Annotated in this window: 19 protein-coding genes; 14 read left to right on the top strand and 5 right to left on the bottom strand. The window is 60.3% G+C overall.

Features of this window, described 5'->3' with window-relative positions:
• Positions 1-99: 99 nt before the first annotated feature.
• Positions 100-738 (top strand): TetR/AcrR family transcriptional regulator, encoded by a 639-nt coding sequence (locus ACP7B1_RS10690; protein WP_426136912.1) that lies wholly within the window; start codon positions 100-102, stop codon positions 736-738.
• Positions 739-755: 17 nt separating this feature from the next.
• Here the strand turns inward: ACP7B1_RS10690 and ACP7B1_RS10685 are convergent, their stop codons facing one another.
• Positions 756-1640, bottom strand: coding sequence for an alpha/beta hydrolase family protein (locus ACP7B1_RS10685; RefSeq protein ID WP_346305858.1), 885 nt, complete (start codon positions 1638-1640; stop codon positions 756-758).
• 196 nt (positions 1641-1836) lie between these two features.
• Here ACP7B1_RS10685 and ACP7B1_RS10680 point away from each other — a divergent pair, with 196 nt between their 5' ends.
• The 7 genes from ACP7B1_RS10680 to gltX all read left to right on the top strand — a co-directional run bounded on the left by ACP7B1_RS10680 (position 1837) and on the right by gltX (position 11156).
• Complete coding sequence (locus ACP7B1_RS10680) at positions 1837-3216, top strand: class II 3-deoxy-7-phosphoheptulonate synthase (protein WP_223612920.1); 1380 nt, start codon at positions 1837-1839, stop codon at positions 3214-3216.
• A gap of 159 nt (positions 3217-3375) precedes the next feature.
• Positions 3376-4563: a Na+/H+ antiporter NhaA gene (gene nhaA, locus ACP7B1_RS10675; RefSeq protein WP_403176265.1), complete on the top strand. Its 1188-nt coding sequence runs from the start codon at positions 3376-3378 to the stop codon at positions 4561-4563.
• Positions 4564-4626: 63 nt separating this feature from the next.
• Positions 4627-5046 (top strand): GFA family protein, encoded by a 420-nt coding sequence (locus ACP7B1_RS10670; protein WP_223612922.1) that lies wholly within the window; start codon positions 4627-4629, stop codon positions 5044-5046.
• A gap of 78 nt (positions 5047-5124) precedes the next feature.
• A complete protein-coding gene (locus ACP7B1_RS10665; protein ID WP_346305026.1) occupies positions 5125-5475 on the top strand; it encodes a diacylglycerol kinase in 351 nt (116 codons plus the stop codon).
• Positions 5476-5528: 53 nt separating this feature from the next.
• Positions 5529-7202 (top strand): NAD+ synthase, encoded by a 1674-nt coding sequence (locus tag ACP7B1_RS10660; protein ID WP_346305027.1) that lies wholly within the window; start codon positions 5529-5531, stop codon positions 7200-7202.
• Positions 7203-7751: 549 nt separating this feature from the next.
• The gene (locus tag ACP7B1_RS10655; protein WP_346308024.1) at positions 7752-9566 is read left to right on the top strand and encodes an ABC transporter ATP-binding protein; all 1815 of its coding nucleotides are present in this window, start codon (positions 7752-7754) and stop codon (positions 9564-9566) included.
• Positions 9567-9782: 216 nt separating this feature from the next.
• The gene (gltX, locus tag ACP7B1_RS10650; protein ID WP_346308025.1) at positions 9783-11156 is read left to right on the top strand and encodes a glutamate--tRNA ligase; all 1374 of its coding nucleotides are present in this window, start codon (positions 9783-9785) and stop codon (positions 11154-11156) included.
• Here the strand turns inward: gltX and ACP7B1_RS10645 are convergent.
• Together ACP7B1_RS10645 and ACP7B1_RS10640 are read right to left on the bottom strand one after the other, a co-directional pair.
• Positions 11074-12114 carry a DUF2865 domain-containing protein gene (locus ACP7B1_RS10645; protein WP_346308026.1) on the bottom strand — a complete coding sequence of 347 codons (1041 nt, stop codon included), beginning with the start codon at positions 12112-12114 and terminating at the stop codon, positions 11074-11076. The genes gltX and ACP7B1_RS10645 overlap by 83 nt on opposite strands.
• Before the next feature lie 92 nt (positions 12115-12206).
• The gene (locus ACP7B1_RS10640) at positions 12207-14504 is read right to left on the bottom strand and encodes an NADP-dependent malic enzyme (protein ID WP_346308027.1); all 2298 of its coding nucleotides are present in this window, start codon (positions 14502-14504) and stop codon (positions 12207-12209) included.
• Between the two features lie 227 nt (positions 14505-14731).
• On the opposite strand from ACP7B1_RS10640, the gene ACP7B1_RS10635 reads away from it, so the two are divergent.
• From ACP7B1_RS10635 to ACP7B1_RS10625, 3 genes are all read left to right on the top strand, one after another.
• Positions 14732-15553, top strand: a complete 822-nt coding sequence (locus tag ACP7B1_RS10635; RefSeq protein ID WP_223612928.1) for a UDP-2,3-diacylglucosamine diphosphatase — start codon at positions 14732-14734, stop codon at positions 15551-15553.
• Between the two features lie 27 nt (positions 15554-15580).
• Positions 15581-16639 (top strand): glycosyltransferase family 4 protein, encoded by a 1059-nt coding sequence (locus tag ACP7B1_RS10630; protein ID WP_223613477.1) that lies wholly within the window; start codon positions 15581-15583, stop codon positions 16637-16639.
• 137 nt (positions 16640-16776) lie between these two features.
• On the top strand, positions 16777-17979 hold the full coding sequence (locus ACP7B1_RS10625; RefSeq protein ID WP_346308028.1) for an MFS transporter: 1203 nt from the start codon (positions 16777-16779) through the stop codon (positions 17977-17979).
• On the opposite strand, the gene dgcA is transcribed toward ACP7B1_RS10625, so the two are convergent.
• Positions 17976-18959 (bottom strand): N-acetyl-D-Glu racemase DgcA, encoded by a 984-nt coding sequence (dgcA, locus tag ACP7B1_RS10620; RefSeq protein WP_346308029.1) that lies wholly within the window; start codon positions 18957-18959, stop codon positions 17976-17978. The two genes, ACP7B1_RS10625 and dgcA, sit on opposite strands and share 4 nt — an antisense overlap.
• A gap of 460 nt (positions 18960-19419) precedes the next feature.
• On the opposite strand from dgcA, the gene ACP7B1_RS10615 reads away from it, so the two are divergent.
• From ACP7B1_RS10615 to ACP7B1_RS10605, 3 genes are read left to right on the top strand one after another with little or no spacing between them, the layout of a single operon-like run.
• On the top strand, positions 19420-20292 hold the full coding sequence (locus ACP7B1_RS10615; protein ID WP_288192495.1) for an ABC transporter ATP-binding protein: 873 nt from the start codon (positions 19420-19422) through the stop codon (positions 20290-20292).
• A 12-nt stretch (positions 20293-20304) separates the two neighbouring features.
• On the top strand, positions 20305-21297 hold the full coding sequence (locus ACP7B1_RS10610; protein WP_346308030.1) for an MlaD family protein: 993 nt from the start codon (positions 20305-20307) through the stop codon (positions 21295-21297).
• A 58-nt stretch (positions 21298-21355) separates the two neighbouring features.
• Positions 21356-21955, top strand: coding sequence for an ABC-type transport auxiliary lipoprotein family protein (locus tag ACP7B1_RS10605; protein ID WP_426136934.1), 600 nt, complete (start codon positions 21356-21358; stop codon positions 21953-21955).
• 9 nt (positions 21956-21964) lie between these two features.
• Here the strand turns inward: ACP7B1_RS10605 and ACP7B1_RS10600 are convergent, their stop codons facing one another.
• Positions 21965-22390, bottom strand: coding sequence for a rhodanese-like domain-containing protein (locus ACP7B1_RS10600; RefSeq protein WP_346308032.1), 426 nt, complete (start codon positions 22388-22390; stop codon positions 21965-21967).
• Position 22391: the final 1 nt, after the last annotated feature.

The following is a 22391-nucleotide window of genomic DNA, read 5'->3' as shown; positions in this document are numbered from 1 at the left end:
GATCCTAATATGTACTCAGTACACTTATATGGGATCATCCAGCGCTGCGTGTCAATACAAAATTGTACTCAGTATATAAATCGTGCTATCAGCGGAGGCATGACAGTGCCATCCGACCGCCGATCCCGTAAGCGCCTCGCCACCCGGCAAAGCATTTCCATCGCCGCCACCCGGCTTTTCATGCAGCGTGGCTTCGATCATGTGACGGTAGACGAGATTGCGTCCGCCGCCGATGTCGGGCGGATGACGGTGTTCAATCACTTTCCCCGCAAGGAGGACATGTTCTTCGATCGCGAGGAAGAGGGGCACGAGATGCTGCGTGACGCGTTGCAGCGGCGCGAGCCCGGCATCACCCCGGTCGAGACATTGCGTCTGCTGGCCCATCGGCTGGCTGCGGAGGACGTTCCTTATCTCCGGTTTTCGGTCAGGAGCCAGGCCTTCATGGCGACGATCGAGGGCAGTGAAACCCTGAAGGCCCGGGCGAGAGCGATCCGTGACGAGCTTGCGCAGACCATCAGTCTGGCCCTGTCCGAGAGCGCGGGGCGGGAACCAGACGATTCCGATGCCGCTCTTGCCGCCGGGCTGCTTCTGGCGACATGGACCACGGCTTTCGTCCAGGCGCACCGCTCCTTTCAGCTGAAACAGGATGCGCGGGAAGCGACAGCCGTCTTCCTCGGGCTTGTCGACCAGGGAACCCTCGGCCTCAAAGCCGCAATGGCGGGTACGCCCTACGCCTGAGACATCAACGCATTCCTTCAGGCAACGCGTTGTTCGGCGCGGTGCGTTGCGCCGTGCGGCACCTTCCCGTGCAGCAGCCAGTCGATGACGGGCGGCCACAGCGTGGCGGTATGGTGCTTGCGGAAGAAGCCGAGGTGGCCGATTGCGCCGCCGGTCGATTGCTGCGGGGATAGCCACAGCTGGTTTGTCGGCGCATTGCCGTAGTGGGTCAAAAGGTGATCGATTGCCTTCGGCGTTCCCCAGGGATCATCGGTCAATCCGACGGCAAGGAGGGGCGTGCGCACCGACTGAAAATGCTTCGACTCCGGCGTTCTGGCGTCGCCGAAAAGGAAATTGGGATTGCGGCACCAGCGTGCCCAGTCCTGGAAGACACTGCCGGGCAGTTCCTCGCCGATACCGCTCCATTTGGGCACGCGTCCGAGCGAGAGCGCCAGGGGCAGGGCGAGGAAGTTCATCTTGGCAAAGACGGAAAACGGTTCGGCCGTATAGCGGTAATAGCCGGAGAGCGAAGCAAGCGATGTATAGCGGGCAAAGTCGGAAGACCGGTTGCTGAGGCCAAGCGCCAGGCCGCCATAGGAATGGCCGATGCCCACCAGAGGCCTGTCGCCGGCTGCGCGCTTGAGAACATCGACTGCCGCGGGAAAATCGAGCACGCCCCAGTCTTTCATGCCGAGGCGCGTGGTCCATCCCTTCGGCGTTCCGGATTTCGCGACGCCGCGATAATCGTAGGTCAGCACCGTGGAGGCACCGCAATCGAGCAGTTTATGGGCAAAGTGCCGGTAGAATGTGTTGGGAACGGCGGCCGCGGAGGAGATCAGGACCGCCGGCCCGGCACCTTTTCCGTCAAACATGGTGCCATGCAGGGGAAAGCCATCAGAGGCTTGAAAAGCAATGTCGCGCATCGGCGGCTCCAACTTTGACTTTAACGTCAACGTAAATCAAAATGCCGCCTGCGACAATCTCGATTTCGTGTTTCCGCCGCAAACCTTAACAGGACTGGTATAATAGGGATATTTCCACTATATGAGCGCCTTCCGGAGCAACCGGAAAACGCAAACCACCGCTACCCAGTGCGGACAATAGAAAACAGGTGCAATAATGACGAAGAACTGGACACCGACTTCCTGGAGAGGCAAGCCAATCAAGCAGGCGCCTTTTTATCCGGACGCTCAGGCTGTGAGCGATGTCGAGGGCCGTCTTCGTACCTATCCGCCGCTGGTTTTTGCAGGTGAGGCGCGAAAGCTGAAGCGCCAGCTCGCAGCCGTGTCCAAAGGGCAGGGTTTTCTGTTGCAGGGCGGCGACTGTGCCGAGAGCTTTGCCGAGCATGGCGCGGACAATATCCGCGACTTTTTCCGCGTGTTCCTGCAGATGGCGGTTGTCCTGACCTTCGGGGCATCGCAGCCGGTCGTGAAAATCGGCCGCATTGCCGGTCAGTTCGCCAAGCCGCGCTCTGCCGATACGGAAACCAAGGATGGTATCGAGCTGCCGGTTTACCGCGGTGACATCATCAATGGCATGGAGTTCACCGAGGCTGCCCGCATCCCCGATCCGAACCGCCAGGAAATGGTCTATCGCCAGTCGGCTGCAACGCTGAACCTTCTGCGCGCTTTCGCCCAGGGTGGCTATGCCAACCTCGAGAACGTGCACCAGTGGATGCTTGGCTTCGTTTCGGACAGCCCGCAGGGCGAGCGTTATGAATCCCTGGCCCGCACGATTTCCGATACGATGGACTTCATGCGTGCCGTCGGCATCACGTCGGAAACCAACCACACGCTGCGCGAGACGGATTTCTACACCAGCCACGAGGCCTTGCTGCTTGGCTACGAAGAGGCATTGACCCGCGTGGATTCCACGTCCGGTGACTGGTATGGCACGTCGGGCCACATGATCTGGATCGGCGACCGTACCCGCCAGCCGGACCATGCCCATGTGGAATACTGCCGTGGCATCAAGAACCCGCTCGGCCTCAAATGCGGCCCTTCGCTGGAGCCCGACGGTCTGATCAGGCTGATCGATCTGCTCAACCCGGAAAACGAACCCGGCCGCCTGACCCTCATTGCCCGTTTTGGCCATGACAAGGTGGGCGACCATCTGCCCAAGCTGATCCGCGCCGTGCAGAAGGAAGGCCGCGATGTGGTCTGGTCCTGTGACCCGATGCATGGCAACACGATCACGGCCAATGGCTACAAGACACGGCCCTTCGACCGTATCCTGAAGGAAGTTGAAGGCTTCTTTGCCGTTCATCATGCGGAAGGCACCTATCCCGGTGGCATCCACATCGAAATGACCGGCAAGAACGTGACGGAATGCACGGGCGGTGCACGGGCGATTTCGGCGGAAGATCTGTCGGACCGCTACCACACCCATTGCGATCCGCGCCTCAACGCCGACCAGGCGCTGGAGCTGGCGTTCCTCGTTGCAGAACTTCTCAAGAAGGAGCGCAACGCGCATCCGCAGAAGATCGCCGTCAACGGCTGATCCGTCTGAACAACTGGCATGAACGGCAAGGGCGGCCTCCAAAAGGGCCGCCCTTTGTTTTGGGCGATTGGGGTAACAATCCTGACCTGATCACGCATCTGTCAGAACGCAGGGCCGTTTTGGCTGGAAATTTATGTCTTTGGATTCTATCAAGGTTCCATGACAACAAAACCTTCGCGCCGAATCCGCCTGACAGCGTCTTTCCGTTCCTTCATCGAGAGCGAAGCCTCCGGTGGCATCATCCTGATGGTGGTGGCCGCGCTGGCGCTGATCATTGCCAATTCACCGCTCAGTGACGGTTATTTCGGCCTTCTGAAGACCTATGTCGGCGGCCTGAGTATTCTTCACTGGGTGAATGATGCGCTGATGGCGATCTTCTTCCTGCTGGTCGGGCTGGAAATCAAACGTGAAATGATCAGCGGCCAGTTGTCCAGCTGGTCACGGCGCGCATTGCCGGGCTTCGCCGCGGTCGGCGGCATGGTCGTTCCGGCGGCCATCTTCCTTGCCTTCAATGCCGGCACCGAAACGGCGCGGGGCTGGGCCATTCCGTCGGCAACGGATATCGCCTTCTCGCTCGGTGTTTTGTCCCTGCTTGGTTCGCGCGTGCCTTTGTCCCTGAAGGTTTTCCTGACGGCGCTTGCCATTATCGACGATCTGGGCGCGGTCCTCATCATCGCGCTGTTCTATTCGGACGGGCTGAATATTCCCGCCGTTGCCGGTGCAGCCGGTGTTTTCGTCATCCTGATGGCCATGAACCGTCTCGGCATGGTGCGGCTCTGGGCCTACCTCGTCCTCGGCGTCATTCTGTGGATTCTTGTGCTCAAATCGGGCGTGCATGCCACGGTGGCCGGTGTCCTCCTGGCGCTGACCATTCCGATGCGCGGGGCCAAGGACGGGCAGGGGGCAACCGAATCGCCGCTGCTCAAGCTGGAGCACGCCATCCAGCCCTGGGTCGGCTTTGCCATCGTGCCGATCTTCGGTTTTGCCAATGCGGGCGTGTCCTTCAGCGGCGTCTCGCTGTCCAACCTTGCCGATCCCGTCCCCCTTGGCGTGGCGGCCGGCCTGTTCGTCGGCAAGCAGATCGGCGTCTTTGCCTTTGCGCTGCTGGCGATAAAGTTGCGGCTGGCAGAACGCCCGGCTGGTGCAAGCTGGTTCCAGATCTATGGGGTTTCGATGCTGTGCGGCATCGGCTTCACCATGAGCCTGTTCATTGGCCTCCTCGCCTATGCGAATTCGCCCCTGCTGCAGGATGAAACAAAGCTGGGCGTGCTGCTCGGATCACTGCTTTCCGCCGTCGTCGGCGCCGCGCTTTTGCGCATGTCGCTGACACGGTCGGCAAAGGCGTGATCGCGCAAGGCAGGACGCTGGCGCAAGCCTAGTCTTTTGCTGTTTTGAACAGGAGTCCGCCTGATGTCGGAATTGCATAGTGGATCGTGTCTGTGTGGAGGCATCCGCTTCAAGGCGCATGGCAAGCTGCGCGGGATCGTCTATTGCCATTGCTCGCAGTGCCGCAAGCAATCCGGCCATTTCTATGCGGCGACCAATGTCCAGAAGGATGCCATCACCATCACGGGTGAGGAAAACATCAAATGGTATGCCGCCAGCGAATATGCGGCGCGCGGTTTCTGCCGCAATTGCGGATCGGTGATGTTCTGGAAACACCATGATCTCGACTACATCTCGGTGATGGCCGGATCGTTCGACAAGCCGACCAGTCTCAAGGGCGAAGTGCATATTTTCGTCGGCGACAAGGGCGACTATTACGAAATCGGCGACGATCTGCCGAAATATGTGGCGAGCGGCGGCGGTATCGTCGTGGCGGGCGACTGAGGGGCCGGGAACGGGTGAAGGATTGACGCCGCCCGATCTGGCTTTATAGCTGCCGTTACGGACGGACGGGAGCAAACCATGCAGCGGCTAATACTGGCATTCGTCAATTCCATGCGCGCGCTCAGGCACCTGGCGGTGCATGAAAAGGCGGTTCAGCAGGAACTCATCCTTTTCATCCTCTCGATTCCCGTCGCGGCAGCGATTGCGCCATCCGTGCTGGTTTTCCTGGTCCTGACCGGCTCGGTGCTTATCCTGATCATGATCGAGGTGCTGAACACCGGCATTGAAGCGGCGTGCAACGCCGTGTCACGGGATTTCCAGCGCGACATCCAGATCGCCAAGGATTGCGGATCGCTGGCTGTGCTGATCTCGGTTGTTCTCGTCGCCATCGTCTGGTTCTATACGCTATGGCACGTATTTCTTTCCTGAAACCGCGTGTGAGTCGCATTGTTTAATCTCCAGCGAAATGATATATGTTCAATATGAGCAAAAATCCCGACATCCTCCGTATCGCCATCGCCCAGCTCAATCCTGTCCTGGGTGACATCAAGGGTAATCTGGCAAAAGCGCGTGAAGCACGGGCCGACGCCGCGCGGCAGGGCGCCGATCTCATCCTGTTCACGGAGCTGTTTATCTCAGGCTATCCGCCGGAAGATCTGGTGCTGAAGACAGCCTTCATCGAAGCCTGCGAAAAGGCGGCAATAGAATTTGCGGCCGACACATCGGATGGCGGACCGGGGGTGATTATCGGTACGCCGCTGCGGCGCGAGAGCGGCCTGCACAATTCGGTCATGGTGCTGGATGGCGGCAAGGTGATTGCGGAACGCTTCAAGGTCGATCTGCCCAACTATGGCGAGTTCGACGAGAAGCGGGTGTTCCAGCAGGGGCCGATGCCGGGGCCGGTGAATTTCCGCGGCATCCGCATCGGCATTCCGATCTGCGAGGATATCTGGGGCGACCTCGGCGTGTGCGAGACACTGGCCGAGAGCGGCGCGGAGATACTCTGCGTGCCCAATGGCTCGCCCTATTACAACGGCAAGGTGGATGTGCGCCATCAGGTGGTGCTGCGCCAGGTGATCGAAACCGGTTTACCGCTGATTTTCGCCAACCAGCTCGGCGGTCAGGACGATCTGATTTTCGACGGTGCTTCGTTTGCGTTCAATCCGGACAAGAACATCGCGTTCCAGATGTCGCAGTTCGAGGAACAACTTGTTGTCACCACGTGGCGGCGCAGCACGGGCGGGTGGTCCTGCTCGGAAGGCCCCATGTCGAAAATCCCCGAGGGCGAGGAGGCGCAGTATCGCGCCTGCATGCTGGGCCTGCGCGATTACGTCAACAAGAACGGCTTCAAGGATGTGGTCCTCGGGCTTTCCGGCGGCATTGACTCGGCGATCTGCGCGGCGCTGGCTGTCGACGCGCTGGGCGAGGAGCGGCTGCGCGCCGTGATGATGCCCTATACCTATACATCGAAGGATTCGCTGAAAGATGCGGAAGACTGCGCCAAGGCGCTGGGCTGTCGCTACGACATCGTGCCGATCTTCGAGCCGGTGGAAGGCTTTCTGAAAGCGCTCGGGCCGACATTCGAAGGGACGAAAGAGGGCATCACCGAAGAAAATCTGCAAAGCCGGGCCCGTGGCACGATCCTGATGGCAATCTCCAACAAGTTCGGTTCGATGGTGGTCACGACGGGCAACAAATCGGAAATGTCGGTGGGCTATGCCACGCTCTATGGCGACATGAACGGCGGCTACAATCCGATCAAGGACATCTACAAGATGCAGGTCTACGCCATGTCGGAATGGCGCAACCGGAATGTGCCCGCCGGCGGCCTCGGTCCATCGGGTATCGTCATCCCGGAAAACATCATCAGCAAGGCGCCTTCCGCCGAATTGCGCGAGAACCAGACGGATCAGGATTCGCTGCCGCCCTATCCGGTGCTCGATGACATTCTCGAATGCCTCGTCGAGAACGAGATGGGCGTGGACGAGATCGTCGAGCGCGGCCATGAGCGCAAGACGGTGGAGCGGATCGAACACCTGCTCTATCTCGCCGAATACAAGCGCCGGCAGTCCGCGCCGGGTGTGAAGGTGACGCGGAAGAATTTCGGCCGCGACCGGCGTTATCCCATCACCAACAAGTTCCGTGATCGGGGATAGGGCTGATTGCATGTGTCGGGTGCGTGGTTCGACAAGCTCACCATGAGGGAGGTGATTTGGCTGCAATGCCAATCGCAAAGGGTGCAGGATATAACACGCTGCAATCCTCTCCATCCCTCATGGTGAGCTTGTCGAACCACGCACGGGTCGTCCCGCAATCGTCGTTTTTGACTGCGACTAAAGTCTAGTGTTGCAATCGCGCCTCACTTTATTTCGAAAAGTGGCTGCACAAAAAATAGGCGCTTGGCGCGTGATTGCGATTCACCTATAAGCCATCTCTCCGGCAATCAAGCCCGGGAGGTTTAGAATGGCAGCTGTTTCAATGTCCCCTCGGGGCGGCGTCCGTTCCTGACATGTGATGATGAAAAGCCCCAGGGCTTTTCAATTGACTTCACCGGTCAAGAACACTCATCGCCGATATTGGCCTTTCCTGTATTCAGGCAAGTCGCCAAGCCAATTGTGCCGCATTGATTCCCTCGTTCTGTTGCGCGGCATTCTCGTCTGAAATTCATATTTGAGGCCGGTGCGTTTTGGCACCGGACGATCGTCATGGCATTTTTACGTAACGCCTTGCGCGGCGGAGCCTTCCGCAGCGTTCTCGGATTCACCTGGATTCACTGGCAGAAGCAGCCGGTGCGTCTGGCTCTTATTCTTGGTGCAGTGCTGCTCTCGACACTGGCCGACGTGCTGACGCCGCTCTATTCGGGGCGGCTGGTCGACGCGGTGGTCAATGGCGCGGCAACGGATGCGATTGCCTGGGATGCGGCGATGGCCGCGTTCTGGACCCTGATGGCCCTGTCGCTGGGTGCCATCATCCTGCGGCACGTCACCTTCATGACGATCGTCAAGCTGACGTTGAAAATGATGTCGGAGATTGCCTCCGGCGCCTTTTTCCGTGTCCAGCGCTTCTCGACGGACTGGCATGCGAACAGCTTTGCCGGCTCGACGGTGCGCAAGATCACGCGCGGCATGTGGGCGCTCGACCTGCTGAACGATACGCTGCTGGTAGCCTTGTTTCCGTCCGTTGTCATGCTTGTCGGCTCGACCGTGCTGATGGCCTGGTACTGGCCCATGATGGGTGTCATCATCGGCCTGGGATCCCTCGTGTTCGTCGGCGTGACGGTGGCGATGTCGCTCGGCTATGTCGCGCCGATGGCGAGCCTTGCCAATCGCTGGGATACCAAGCTCGGCGGTTCGCTGGCCGATGCGGTCAGCTGCAACATGGTTGTGAAGGGTTTCGGCGCGGAAAAGCGCGAGGATGCACGGCTGCTGAAAGTTCTTGCCAAGTGGCAGGACCGGACGCGGCGCACGTGGATCCGCGGTACCCGCAACGGAACGACACAGGGCTCGCTGCTGCTCATCCTGCGGGCATCGGTCATCGGCTTTGCCCTGTGGCTGTGGTCCAAGGGGCAGGCGAGTGCGGGTGACATCACCTTCGTGCTGACGTCGTTCTTCATCCTGCAGGGCTACCTGCGGGAAGTCGGCATGCACATCCGCAATTTGCAGCGTTCGATCAACGATATGGAAGAGCTTGTTGACATCCAGAGTCAGCCGCTCGGCATTGATGACCGGCCCGGCGCCAAGCCGATCCAGATCACCAATGGCAAGATCGTGTTCGACAATGTGACGTTCCACTACGGGGCGCATCGGGCACCGCTCTATGACCGGTTCTCGGTGACGATCCGGGCGGGTGAGCGCGTCGGCCTTGTCGGCCACTCCGGTTCGGGCAAGACGACGTTCGTCAAGCTGATCCAGCGCCTGCACGACGTGAAGGCGGGGCACATCCTGATCGACGGTCAGGATATTTCCACCGTCACCCAGGCATCGCTGCGCCAGCAGATTGCCATCGTGCAGCAGGAGCCGATCCTGTTCCACCGGACGCTGGCCGAGAACATCGCCTATGCGCGGCCGACAGCCACGCAAAGCGAGGTCGAGGAAGCGGCCCGGCAGGCCAGCGCGCATGACTTCATCATGGCCCTGCCGAAGGGCTATGGCACGCTGGTGGGTGAACGCGGTGTGAAGCTGTCCGGTGGCGAGCGTCAGCGCGTGGCCATTGCCCGGGCTTTCCTCGCGGATGCGCCGGTTCTGATCCTGGATGAGGCAACGTCGAGCCTCGATTCGGAATCGGAAGTGCTGATCCAGCAGGCCATGGAACGGCTGATGCTGGGCCGGACGACCCTGGTGATCGCGCACCGGCTGTCCACCGTGCGGGCGCTCGACCGGCTGCTGGTCTTCGACCATGGCCGGATTGCGGAAGAGGGCAACCACGAAGCCCTGATCCGCCTGAACGGCGGCATCTACCGCAGCCTGTTCGAACGGCAGGCGCTGGAACTGACCAAGGGTCTTGTTCTCAATGACGGCTAGAATGCTGGCGTGATCATTGTGCGTGGTTCGACAGGCTCACCATGAGGGAGGCTGGAGATTTGCAGGGAGCGGAGGTTTTGTGACTTTCGTCAATTGCCTTGCAACCCTTCCGTCTCCCTCATCCTGAGCTTGTCGAAGGACGCATGACGGTCTTGCAACGTACCTCCTCATGGTCCGCATATTGATCTTCACGCGTCGTTCCGATATGCCCGAAGCATGACCATCACCGTCCGTTTTGCACCATCTCCGACCGGCTATATCCACATCGGCAACACGCGCACAGCCCTGTTCAACTGGCTGTTCGCGCTGAAACACAATGGCCAACTGATCCTGCGCTTCGATGACACCGACGTGGAGCGCTCGAAGACCGAATATGCCGAAGCGACCGCGGCTGATATTGATTGGCTTGGCATCAAGCCGGTGCGGGTGGAATACCAGTCGAAACGCTTTGCCTTCTACGATGCGGCTGTCGAAAAGCTGAAAGCGGCTGGCGTGCTTTATCCCTGCTACGAGACCCCGGAAGAGCTCGAACGCAAGCGCAAGCTGCGGCTCGCGCGCCGCCTGCCGCCGGTCTATGGCCGCGATGCGCTGAAACTGACGGCGGAGGATCGCGCGAAGCTGGAAGCCGAGGGACATCGTCCGCACTGGCGTTTCCTGCTGCCGAACTTCAAGGACGATCCGTTCGCGCCTGCGCGCACTATTGTCCACTGGGATGATATCGTGCGCGGCGAAGAGACCGTCGATCTCGCATCGCTTTCCGATCCGGTGCTGGTGCGCGAAGACGGCACCTATCTCTACACGCTGACCTCCGTGGTCGACGATATCGACATGGGCATCACGCACATCATCCGCGGCGACGATCACGTCACCAACAGCGGCGTGCAGATTTCCATTTTCGAAGCGCTCGGTGCGAAAACGCCGGCACTTGGCCATCACAATCTGCTGACGACGGTGTCGGGCGAGGGCTTGTCCAAGCGCACCGGCGCCCTGTCCGTCGGCAGCCTGCGCCGCGACGGCTATGAGCCGATGGCCGTGGTCAGCCTCGCCGTGCTGACGGGAACGTCGGAGAATGTGGTCGCCATGCCCGACATGGCATCGCTCGCCGCAATCTTCGATCCGAAGGCAACATCGAAATCATCCTCGAAATTCGATCCGGCGGAACTCGATACGCTGAACCGCACGCTGATCCACGCCATGCCGTTCGACGTGGCTGAAGAACGCCTGCGGGACATGGGGATAACAGGAGACAAGGCCGAAGCCTTCTGGCTTGCGGTGCGCGGCAATCTCACGCGCGTCGCCGATGCGGCGCTGTGGTGGAAGATCGTCCAGGACGGTCCCGTCAGTGACGAAGTCCTTGCCGAAGAGGACCATGATTTCGTTGCGGCGGCTTTTGACGTGTTGCCGCAGGAGCCGTGGAGCCGCGAGACCTGGAAGCAGTGGACGGAAGCGGTGAAGGTTCAGAGCGGACGCAAGGGCAAGCCGTTGTTCATGCCCCTGCGCATTGCCCTTACCGGGCTGGCTTCTGGTCCGGAGCTCGCAGATTTACTGCCCCTTCTTGGTCGGGAAGGAACGTTGGCCCGACGACCCTGACCTTGCGGTTGGGATCGATCGGCTTGTCCGGTGACAGCGGTTTCGGTTGTTCCGCTTCGACTTTCGGCACGGCGGGTGTCCCCAGCTGAATAATCGATGACGGTTTTTTCTCCGGCTCTATCACAGGCGCAGCCGGTTCGGCCTTGGCCTCGGCCGGTGCCGCTGGCTTGTTCGGTTCGGGGTTTTTCGCCGGCTCGGCCGATGGCAATGGTTCGGCCTTGACTGGCTCGACAGGTTTGATCGGTTCCGCCGGTTTGAGTGCTGGCTGTGTTTGCGCTGGCGCCGGTTTCGGCGCTGGTTGCCGGGCTATTTCCTTGGGATTTCCAAGCGTGGTGTAATTGCCCGCCGTGCGCTGGCAGGAGCATTGCGGCGTGCCATTGGCGCCGACTTTCCTGAATTTGAACGCGTTGGGCATATCCGTATAGGCCTGGCCGCGCAGGGAAATCATCTGATCGACGGTTTCACCGTTGGTCGAATGATAGAACAGTTTCGCGCCCGGGCATTGCGCCTGGCACTGCGCTTCGTCGCGGTGGAAATTCTCCGCGCCCGTCGCGTAGGAAATGGGGAAATAATAGCCGTCGCAGGTGCGCACGCAGAGCGTCTGATATTGTCCGCCGTAGACCGGCGCGGTGCTTTCCAGCGGCTCGTTTTCCAGCGGCCGCTGGCCTCCGAGGACTTCATAGGGGCGACGCCGGGGCTCCCCGTCGCGCGGTTCGACTTCGCGCGGCAAGACTTCGCGGTCAGGCTCGTAGGATGCCGAGCAATTGTTGGCGTCCATGGCAGCTTCCACCCGGTCGCGGCGCAGGTTCAGCTCATACTCGTCGGTGACGAAATCATTGTCGAGTTCGCGCAGACGCTGTTCCATGCGGCTGCAAACGTCCGACTGGGCCGCTGCCAGTTGTGTTGACAACAGCAGCGTGCCCATGGCGAGTGCCGCGAAGTGTATGAACCGTTTCATATGGTCTAGTCCTGCAAGATCATGCGCAGCCTACCTGGCTGACTGCGCCTGAACCATCCATGAACGTGCGGCAGCAATAAGACGGCAGCGCGCTATTCCAGGCGCTGTGACGCCTCAACCACGGCCAGAGCCGTCATGTTGACGATACCGCGCGATGTCACCGACGGCGTCAGAATATGCACAGGCTTGGCGGCGCCGAGCAGAATGGGCCCGACATGCAGTGCGTCGGTGACCGTCTTTACGACGTTGAGCGTGATGTTGGCCGCATCGAGATTGGGGAAGACCAGAAGGTTGGCTTCGCCGCTCAAACGGGAATGCGGCAGCACACGTTCGCGCAGGATTTCCGACAGGGCGGAATCGCCATGCATTTCGCCATCCTGTTCCAGGTCCGGTGCCTTGGAGCGCAGGATTTCCGAAGCGGCGCGCATCTTGGCGGCACTTTCGGAATCGCGCGAACCGAAGTTGGAGTGCGAGAGCAGGGCGGCCTTGGGCTCGATGCCGAAGCGGCGGATTTCGTTGGCGGCCAGAACCGTCTTTTCCGCAATCTCTTCGGCTGTCGGATCGATGCTGACATAGGTATCGGTCAGGAACAGCACACCGCGCTGTGAAATCAAAAGGCTGAGTGCGGAGAAATTGCGGATGCCTTCGAGCTTGCCGATGATCTGGTCGACATTGCGCAGATGGCGCTCGAACCGGCCTTCCAGACCGCAGATCATGGCATCGGCTTCGCCGCGCATGATGGCCAGCGCTGCAATCACCGTGCCGCTGGCGCGGACCATGGTGCGTGCGACTTCCGGCGTGGTGCCGCGCCGGCCGGTCAGGTTCACCAGAAGGTCGACATAGTCGCGGTAGCGCGGATCGTCTTCCGGATTGATGATGTCAAAATCGGTGCCGAGCTTGATCTTCAGGCCATAGCGCTTGAGACGTGTCTCGATGACCTGCGGGCGGCCGATCAGCGTCGGGATCGCCGTGCCTTCCTCAAGCACCACCTGTGCCGCGCGCAGAACCCGCTCGTCTTCGCCGTCGGAATAGATCACCCGTTTCTTCTCGGCAGTCCGCGCTGCGGTGAAGATCGGCTTCATGATCAGGCCGGAGCGGAAGACAAAGCGGTTCAGCTTGTCGAGATAGACCTCGAAATCCTCGATGGGGCGGTCGGCAACGCCGGTTTCCATGGCCGCCTTGGCCACTGCCGGCGCGATGCGCAGGATCAGGCGCGGATCGAACGGCGAGGGAATGAGATAATTGGGGCCGAAGGTCGGCGTTTCGCCGGAATAGGCGCGAGCCGCCACATCCGATGGCTCCTCGCGGGCGAGCGCCGCGATGGCCTTGACCGCCGCCATCTTCATTTCCTCATTGATCGCCCGTGCGCCGCAATCCAGCGCGCCGCGGAAAATATAGGGGAAGCAGAGGACGTTGTTGACCTGGTTGGGGAAATCGGAACGTCCTGTGCAGATCATGGCGTCGGGGCGTGCGGCGCGTGCGTCTTCCGGCATGATTTCCGGATTGGGATTTGCCAGCGCCATGATCAGCGGGTTCGGCGCCATCTGCTTCAAAAGTTCCGGCTTCAGGACACCTGCCGCGGACAGGCCGAGGAACACGTCGGCACCGCCGATGACATCGGCCAGCACGCGCGCATCGGTCTTCTGGGCATAGACGGATTTCCAGCGGTCCATCAGCGTGTTGCGTCCGTCATAGACGACGCCGTCGAGATCGCAGACCCAGATGTTCTTGCGGTTGGCGCCGAGCTTGACCAGAAGGTTGAGGCAGGCGAGCGCTGCCGCACCGGCGCCGGACGCCACGATCTTGACCTTGGACAGATCCTTGCCGGCCAGCTCCATGCCGTTGAGGATGGCAGCGGCGACGATGATCGCCGTGCCGTGCTGGTCGTCATGGAACACCGGAATGTTCATCTTGGAACGGAGGATTTCCTCCACGTCAAAGCATTCCGGCGCCTTGATGTCCTCGAGGTTGATGCCGCCAAAGGTGGGTTCGAGCGCGGCAACGACATCGACGATCTTGTTGATCTCCTGCGCGTCGATCTCGATGTCGAAGACGTCGATGTCGGCGAATTTCTTGAAGAGAACCGCTTTGCCTTCCATCACCGGCTTGGAGGCGAGGGGGCCGATATTGCCAAGGCCAAGGACGGCAGTGCCGTTGGAGATGACGGCGACGAGATTGGCGCGGCTGGTATAATCGGCGGCTGTAGCGGGGTTTTCATGAATGGCCAGGCAGGGCGCGGCGACACCGGGGGAATAGGCAAGGGCAAGATCGCGCTGATTTCCAAGCGGCTTCGTCGCCTGGATTTCCAGTTTACCCGGCTGAGGAAAGCGGTGGTAAAACAGGGCGCTTTCTTCGAGGTCGGACTGGTTGGGCGAATTGTCCTTGGCCATGGATAATATCCTCCGGAAATTGGCTGGTCGCAACTTGGGATTTGCGATTCAATCTTTTTAGCATGCATAAATGACACGAAGAGCCATAAATGAAGTCCATTTTGTTACAAGTGTTTATCGCAGGAAACCATAGACTTTTTAGCGGCGTCATAAGACTGTGACATGAATCAGGTTTCTGTCAGACCAGAGGTACCGATGCGTACCGGCGCTGAACGGAGATCAGCCTCATGGTTGAGCCAGAGACACGTAAGTTTCGCACGCTCTTTTTGTCCGATGTGCATCTTGGTTCCAAAGGCGCCAAGGCGACCTTCCTCCTGGACTTTCTGAAGTATCACGATGCGGATACGATCTATCTGGTCGGCGATATCGTTGATGGATGGCGTCTGCGCCGCAGCTGGCACTGGCCGCAGGAGCACAACGACATCGTGCAGAAACTCCTGCGCAAGAGCCGCAAGGGCGCGCGCATCCTCTACATCGCCGGCAACCACGATGAATTCCTGCGCGATTTCCAAGGCACGCATTTCGGCGGTATCGAGGTCATGGACCGCACGATGCACGAAACGGCTGACGGCCGTAAATTTCTCGTGATCCACGGCGACCAGTTCGACGTCGTCGTGCGCAATGCCCGCCACATCGCCTATCTCGGCGACTGGGCCTATGATGCGGCGCTGGCCATCAACACCATCATGAACAAGGTGCGGCGCATGCTCGGGCTGCGCTACTGGTCGTTCTCCGCCTGGGCGAAATTCCGGGTGAAGAAGGCCGTCAACTTCATCGGTTCCTTCCAGACTGTCGTTTCCGACGAGGCCCGGCGCATCGGCGCCGACGGCGTCATCTGCGGCCATATCCACCACGCCACCATCGAAGAAATCGACGGCATCGAATACATCAACACCGGCGACTGGGTTGAAAGCTGCACCGCCATTGTCGAACATCATGACGGCAAGATGGAACTCATCTCCTGGACGCATCTGATCGGGGAGAAGGCGGGCTTTGCGCCTGTCGTCAAACTCGAGGACAAGCGTCCCAAGGCGGCGAATGCAGCCTGAATGGCGTCTCCTGCAGAGATCGATCCGATGAAGCGGCTGGTCATCGTCTCCGATGCCTGGCATCCGCAGGTCAATGGCGTGGTGCGCACCCTGACCCAATTGCGCGAGCAGATGGAGGCGCGGGGCGTCGAGGTGACGATCATCTCACCCGCGGACTATCCTTCGGCGCCATGCCCCACCTATCCGGAAATCCGCCTGGCATTGACCTATCCTGCGGCGGTGAAAGCCCGGATCGAGGCGCTGCAGCCCGCCTTCGTGCATATCGCCACGGAAGGCCCGCTCGGCATCATGGCGCGGCGCGCCTGCCTGAAGAACAAGTGGCGCTTTACCACCAGCTTTCATACGCGTTTTCCCGAATATCTGCGCGAGCGCCTGCCCATTCCGCTGGCCTGGACCTACGGCTTTCTGCGCCGGTTCCACAATGCCGCCGAGACCTGCCTTGTCCCGACGCAGTCCATCTACGAGGAACTGACCGAGCGCGGCTTCGACACGCTGCGCGTGTGGACGCGCGGTGTCGACCGCGATCTGTTCCGGCCGCAGGCGGATGTCGATCTTGGTCTCGCGCATCCCGTCTTTCTCTGCGTCGGCCGCGTTGCGCCGGAAAAGAATCTTGAAGCCTTTCTGGCGCTGGATCTGCCGGGAACAAAACTTGTCGTCGGCGACGGGCCGGATATGGATGAGCTGAAGCGCAAATTTCCCGACGCCGTGTTCGCCGGCAAGAAGGAGGGCGAGGAACTCGCCCGCCACTATGCGGGTGCCGATGTGTTTGTTTTTCCCAGTCGCACCGACACGTTCGGCCTGGTGCTGCTGGAGGCGATTGCCTGCGGGCTGCCGGTCGCGGCCTATCCGGTGGCCGGCCCGAAGGATGTCATCGGTGCGACGGGCGCAGGCGTTCTGTCAACCGACCTGCAGGAGGCTGCGCTGGGCGCACTTGCCATGGGTCGCGTCGATCCCGATGCCACCCTGCAGGGATTCAGCTGGGAAGCCTGCGCCGATATATTCGAGGATATTCTCACGGCGATTGCCGGTGCCAAGCCGCAGCTCGGCCACGAAGCGAACGCTGCGAGGATCGCCTCCGCCGGCTAATTTATATTTTCTGTATTCATGATAATTGAGCTGGAAAACCTTCAGCGTTTCTAGGCAGTTGGGCCAAATCATGGTATTTCGGAATACGGCTATTCATATATTCGTGCGCCGTTCCTCGATCCTCCGAAAGTTCCTCCATGACAGCCGCCACTGCGGACACTTTTCACGACAAGCCATCTCGGTTCGAGTTTCGGCTGGCTCTGGCTTATTTCGCGATTTTCATCTCAAGCGGCCTGCATCTGCCCTATTTCCCCCTGTGGCTGGAGTTCCGTTCGCTGTCGCCGACGGAAATATCGATCGTCCTGTCCATGCCGCTGTTCGTGCGCGTCATCGCCGCGCCGCTGGTTTCCATTCTGGCTGATCAATCCAGCGACCGGGCGCATATCCTGACCATTGCCACCGTTCTGGCGGTGATCGTTGCGGCGTTCTACTTTCTGCCGTTCAATTTCTTCGGGATACTGGTCGTGTCGCTGGTGCTTGCCGCACCGTGGACATCGCAGGTTCCGCTGGCCGACACGATTGCGCTTTCAGGCGTGCGCCGCTACGGCGCGGATTTTGCCAGAATGCGCGTCTGGGGATCGATTGCGTTCCTGCTGGCTTCCTTTGCCGGCGGTGTGCTGATCCAGCACACGGGCGAGTGGATCATCCCGACGGTGCTGCTGGGGGCGCTGGTAGCCGCATGCGGCATGAGCTTCGTGGTGCCGCGCATCGGCAAGCCGCGCCGCCTGTCGCCGCTGTCGGATATCGACATGGCGGATGCAGGCAGGGCGCTGCGCCGCCCGGCGTTCGTGACCTTCCTGATCGCCACGGGGATCACGCAGGCAAGCCACGCCTACGGCTACAGTTTTTCGGCCATCTACTGGAAGTCCATCGGCATTGAAGAGACGGTGATCGGCGCGCTCTGGTCCATCGCCGTGGTGGCCGAGGTGATCATGTTCACCTGCTTTCGCCGGGTTTTCGGACGCCTGCATCCGGCCAGGGTGCTGATGATCGGTTCAGCCGTCGCCATATTCCGCTGGACCGTCTTCCCGCTGATCGTGCCCGCCGGTCTCGGCGTCGCCGGCTTTTTCGTCGTGCAGAGCCTGCATGCCTTCTCCTTCGCCCTGTCTTTCCTCGGCATGCAGAAAATGATCGCCATGACCATTCCCGAGGAGAAAGGTGGAACGGCGCAGGGCATATCCACCTTCTTCATCGGCACGTCGCTGGCCATCGTCACCATGGTGTCCGGACCGCTTTACAGCGCCACCGGCATCTATGGCTTCTATGCCATGGTGGCACTGGCGGCAGTCGGGCTTGTCCTGGCCAATGTTTCGCTTCGATTGGAGCAGCGCGAGCGCTAGCCCCAAAGCTCCGATTGCGGTGGCGAGACGCGGCTGCCTTCAAAGACGAGGCCGGGCTGGCGGTCCTCCTTCAGGATCAGCGGACCGTCGAGATCGACGAAGTCGGCGTCCTGCGCGACGAGGATGGCAGGCGCCATGGCCAGGGACGTGCCCACCATGCAGCCGACCATGATGCCGAACCCGAGTTCGCGCGCCCGTTTCTGCATGCGCAGGGCCTCGGACAGGCCGCCCGTCTTGTCGAGCTTGATGTTGATGCTGTCGTAGCGACCAAGGAGGGTGTGCAGATCGTCCGTACCGTGGGCGCTCTCGTCGGCACACAGGGGGACGGGGTGGGGGATTGTCGAGAGAATGCCGTCCTTGCCAGCCGGGAGCGGCTGCTCGATAAGCACGACCCCCGCCTTTGCGGCGGCCAGCATGTGCCGGACGATATTCCGGTCGGTCCAGCCCTCATTGGCGTCGAGAATGATGCGGCTGTCGGGCGCAGCTTCCGCTACGGCCCGAATGCGATCTTCGTCATCCTCGCCGCCCACCTTGACCTTGATGACCGGACGGCCCGACAGGGCGCGGGCCGAGGCAGCCATGGTCTGTGCATCGCCGAAGGAAACGGTCACGGCCGTGGTGAGGGCTTTGAGCGGCGACAAGCCGATGATATCGGCAATGCGCCGGCCGGTCCGTTTGGCTTCGAGATCCCAGAGCGCACAATCGACGGCATTGCGGGCCGCGCCGGCGCCGATCAAACCGGGCAAATCGTGCCGGTTGGCCCCTGCGGCGAGCACGCTGCGCAGTTTTTCGATTTCGGCACAGACGGAATCGAGGCTTTCGCCATAGCGGGCATAGGGAACGCATTCGCCGCGCCCCGTGTGCAGTCCGTCGCGCAGGGTACAAACCACCACGGCTGCTTCCGTCTTGGAACCCCGCGAGATTGTAAACGTTCCGGCAATGGGCCAACGTTCAACGGTAATCTCCATGATAACAGTCATTATGTGCGCCTTAGAGCCTTTCCTGCTTAAAAAGAATCGTTCTGCCGGAGGGAATTTGGTTCAAGGTCGAGGGGTTTGGCAAGGCCGATGCCTTTCCATCGGGCGACGCCGAAGCCCGATGGAATTGGGCCAAATTCACCCGGCCCTTCGGGTTTCCGGCTGGCGGACACCCACTTTGTCAGGCAGCTTCGTCCGATGGGTAAACATCGGCCTCGCTACCTTCCTCGTGGGTTGTCTCGCCATCCGGGAAACAGAACTGGTTCTGTTTAAGCAGGAAAGGCTCTAATTGCTACAGTGACATCAAGTCCGAGACTCGATATGTGTGGGGGATGTTGACCGATAGAGCAAACAATTCAAGTGCTTCTGCTGTCACGGGACGCCATTTCTATGCGGCATGGATGGCAACAAGGCCCGCAGAGCTTTATGTACTGATTTTCAGATCCAGGGACGCCCGAGGCGAATGAATTCGACAGACAACGGCCAGAGCAGAGAGCAGGAGCCCAGCGATATCATCCTTTCGGTCAAGGATGTCAGCGTGTCCTTCGGCCGTTCATCGGTGCTTGAGCACCTGAATCTCGACGTTTATCGCGGCGAGATACTGGGATTTGTCGGCGCATCGGGGACCGGCAAGTCCGTCCTCATGCGGACGATCCTCGGTCTCAATCAGAAACAGCACGGCAATATCAGCATTTTCGGCCATGACATCGATCATGCAACGGAACAGGAAAAACTCAGCGTCGACATGCGCATGGGCGTCCTGTTCCAGCACGGTGCCTTGTTCTCGTCGCTGACGGTTCTGGAGAACATTCAGGTGCCGATGCGTGAATATCTCGACATTCCGCACAGCCTGATGGACGAACTGGCGCGCCTCAAGATCGATCTCGTTGGATTGAAACCGGATACGGCGGAGAAATTTCCGTCGGAACTGTCTGGCGGCATGATCAAGCGTGCGGCGCTCGCCCGCGCTTTGTCGCTCGATCCCGACATCGTCTTTCTCGATGAGCCGACATCGGGGCTCGATCCCATCGGTGCCGCGGATTTCGATGAACTGATCGCAAATCTGCGCGATACCATGGGTTTGACGGTCTATATGGTCACGCACGATCTCGACAGCCTGTTCGCCGTTTGCGACCGAATCGCGGTATTGGGTAAGAAAAGGGTTCTTGTGGAAGGAACCATCGACGACATGCTGACGTTTGATGACCCGTGGGTTCAGGAATATTTTCATGGCAAGCGCGCGCGCCAGATCGTACCGAACGGCAGCAGCAGGCGAAAGTCTGATCGTGTGCAAAGCGCCCGGCAATCCGGGCCGTTGCTGAAGGAACAGGGTTAGGTGGAATAATCGATGGAGACCAAAGCCAACTACGTTCTGGTCGGGATTTTCACGCTTGCGGTTTGCGTCGCGGCGTTCGTCTTCGTCTACTGGATCGCCCGCTACGGCGACAGGCAGGAAATGACGACGCTGGAAATCCGCATTGCCGGTTCGGTCACCGGCCTGGCCGAGGGCAGCCAGGTGCTGTTCAACGGCATCAAGGTTGGCACCGTGCGGCGCCTGAATATCGACAAGACCAATCCTGACGCGGTGATCGCCACCGCGGAAATTGACAGCACGACACCGATCACCCGCTCGACGCAGGCAACCCTCGGCTTTACCGGCCTGACCGGTCTGGCTTTCGTGGAGCTTAAGGGCGGCAAGGTCTATGAACCCAATCTGCTTGAAGAAGCCGACAAGGATGGCGCTGTCGCGCGTATCGATGCCGATCCGTCGGTGGTCAACAACCTTCTGCAGAAGGCGCAGGACATTCTCGAACGCGTCAACACGGCGATGAGCTCGATCGAAAGTTTCATCACCGAGGTGAAGGGGCCGCTGGTCGATACGGTCAACAACACCAAGAAGTTCACCGATGCGCTGGCCAAGAACTCCGATGTGATCGACAAGTTCAGCCAGAGCGCCGAGGACGTGCAGTCGGTGGTGCGCGAGGCGCGTGAAATGATGACGCGCCTGAATGCCGCTTCCGCCCGGGTCGATGGCGTCCTGGCCAAGGTCGACAATCTGGTGTCCGACGGGGACGGCAGTGTTGTTGCCGAGGCCAAGAACACACTCAAATCCTACCGCGAGGTCGCCGACAATCTCAACACCAAGCTCGGCCCGATCACGGACAACCTCAACCGCTTCTCCGGACAGGGCTTGCGCGACGTGCAGGCGCTCGTCACCGAGAGCCGCCAGTCGGTCCAGCGCATCGAGCGGGCGATCAGCGATCTTGAGAAGAATCCGCAGCGGGTGATTTTCGGCGGCAGCGGCAATGTGCCGGAGTATGACGGTCGCACGCGCCGTTGACTTTGACGATGCTGCATCGCATGAAGGTTAATGAATCGTGAAGCTTTGCGTGACAGGGATGATACCATTGGTGAATTCAAGAACGACAATTGCCGCTCTGCTGATGGCTTTGTCCGTTTCCGCCTGCGCCGGAACCAAGAAGCTTGATACATTCGATCTGTCCGGCCCGTCGCTGTCCGACACTTCATCCAGAAAACATGGCAGCCGGCAGATCCTGATCGCCGCGCCATCGGCCCTCAAAGCGCTTGATGGCGAGAATGTCGTTGTCCGCTCCGGACCGAACGCCATTTCGTTCCTGAAGGGCGCACAGTGGTCCGACCGCCTGCCGAACATCGTGCAGACGCGGCTCGTGCAGGCCTTCGAGAGCTCGGGCCGCTTCGGCGGTGTCGGCCGTCCCGGCGAAGGCCTTGCCATCGATTATCAGGTGATCAGCAATATCCGCACGTTCGATATCGATGCTTCGGGCAAGGAAACGGCCGTTGTCGAGATCGCCATCAAGATCCTCAATGACAAGAACGGCGCCGTGCGCGCAACCCGCGTGTTCCGCTCGACATCGCCGGTCAGCGGCCAGGGCAATGCGGCCTATGTCACCGCACTGAACCATGCGTTTGACAGCGCCGCAGGCGATATCGTCACCTGGACGCTGTCCGTTATCTAAACCGGAAACTCAGGCGACCTTTTTGTGCTCGCCCGCTGCCGGGCCGGTGGCGAAGGGGAGTTCCTCGTCGGCCCAGCCGGTAATGCCGCCGATCATGATTTTCACCGGGCGTCCCAGTCTTGCGAGTTTCAGCGCCGCCTGATCGGCTCCATTGCAGTGTGGACCGGCGCAATAGGCGACGAACAGCGTATCGTTGGGCCATGCGGCCATGCGCTCGGCGGTGATCTCGCGATGCGGAAGATGGATGGCTCCCGGCACATGGCGACGTTCATAGGCCGCCGGTGTTCCCACCACGTGCAGGAGGACAAAATCCTGTTCGCCCGCCTTCAGCGATGCGGCCACATCGGCACAATCGGTCTCAAGCGCGAGACGCCGGGAAAAATGCTCGATGACAATCTGTGGTGCGGCGGCAGGGGTTTCGGTAACGTAGCTCATG

It is taken from the genome of Phyllobacterium sp. SL163 (assembly GCF_049896885.1).
GTDB classification, from domain to species: domain Bacteria; phylum Pseudomonadota; class Alphaproteobacteria; order Rhizobiales; family Rhizobiaceae; genus Phyllobacterium; species Phyllobacterium calauticae.
The sequence above is the reverse complement of the archived record's forward strand: the minus strand, read 5'-3'. Positions and strand labels throughout refer to the sequence as shown.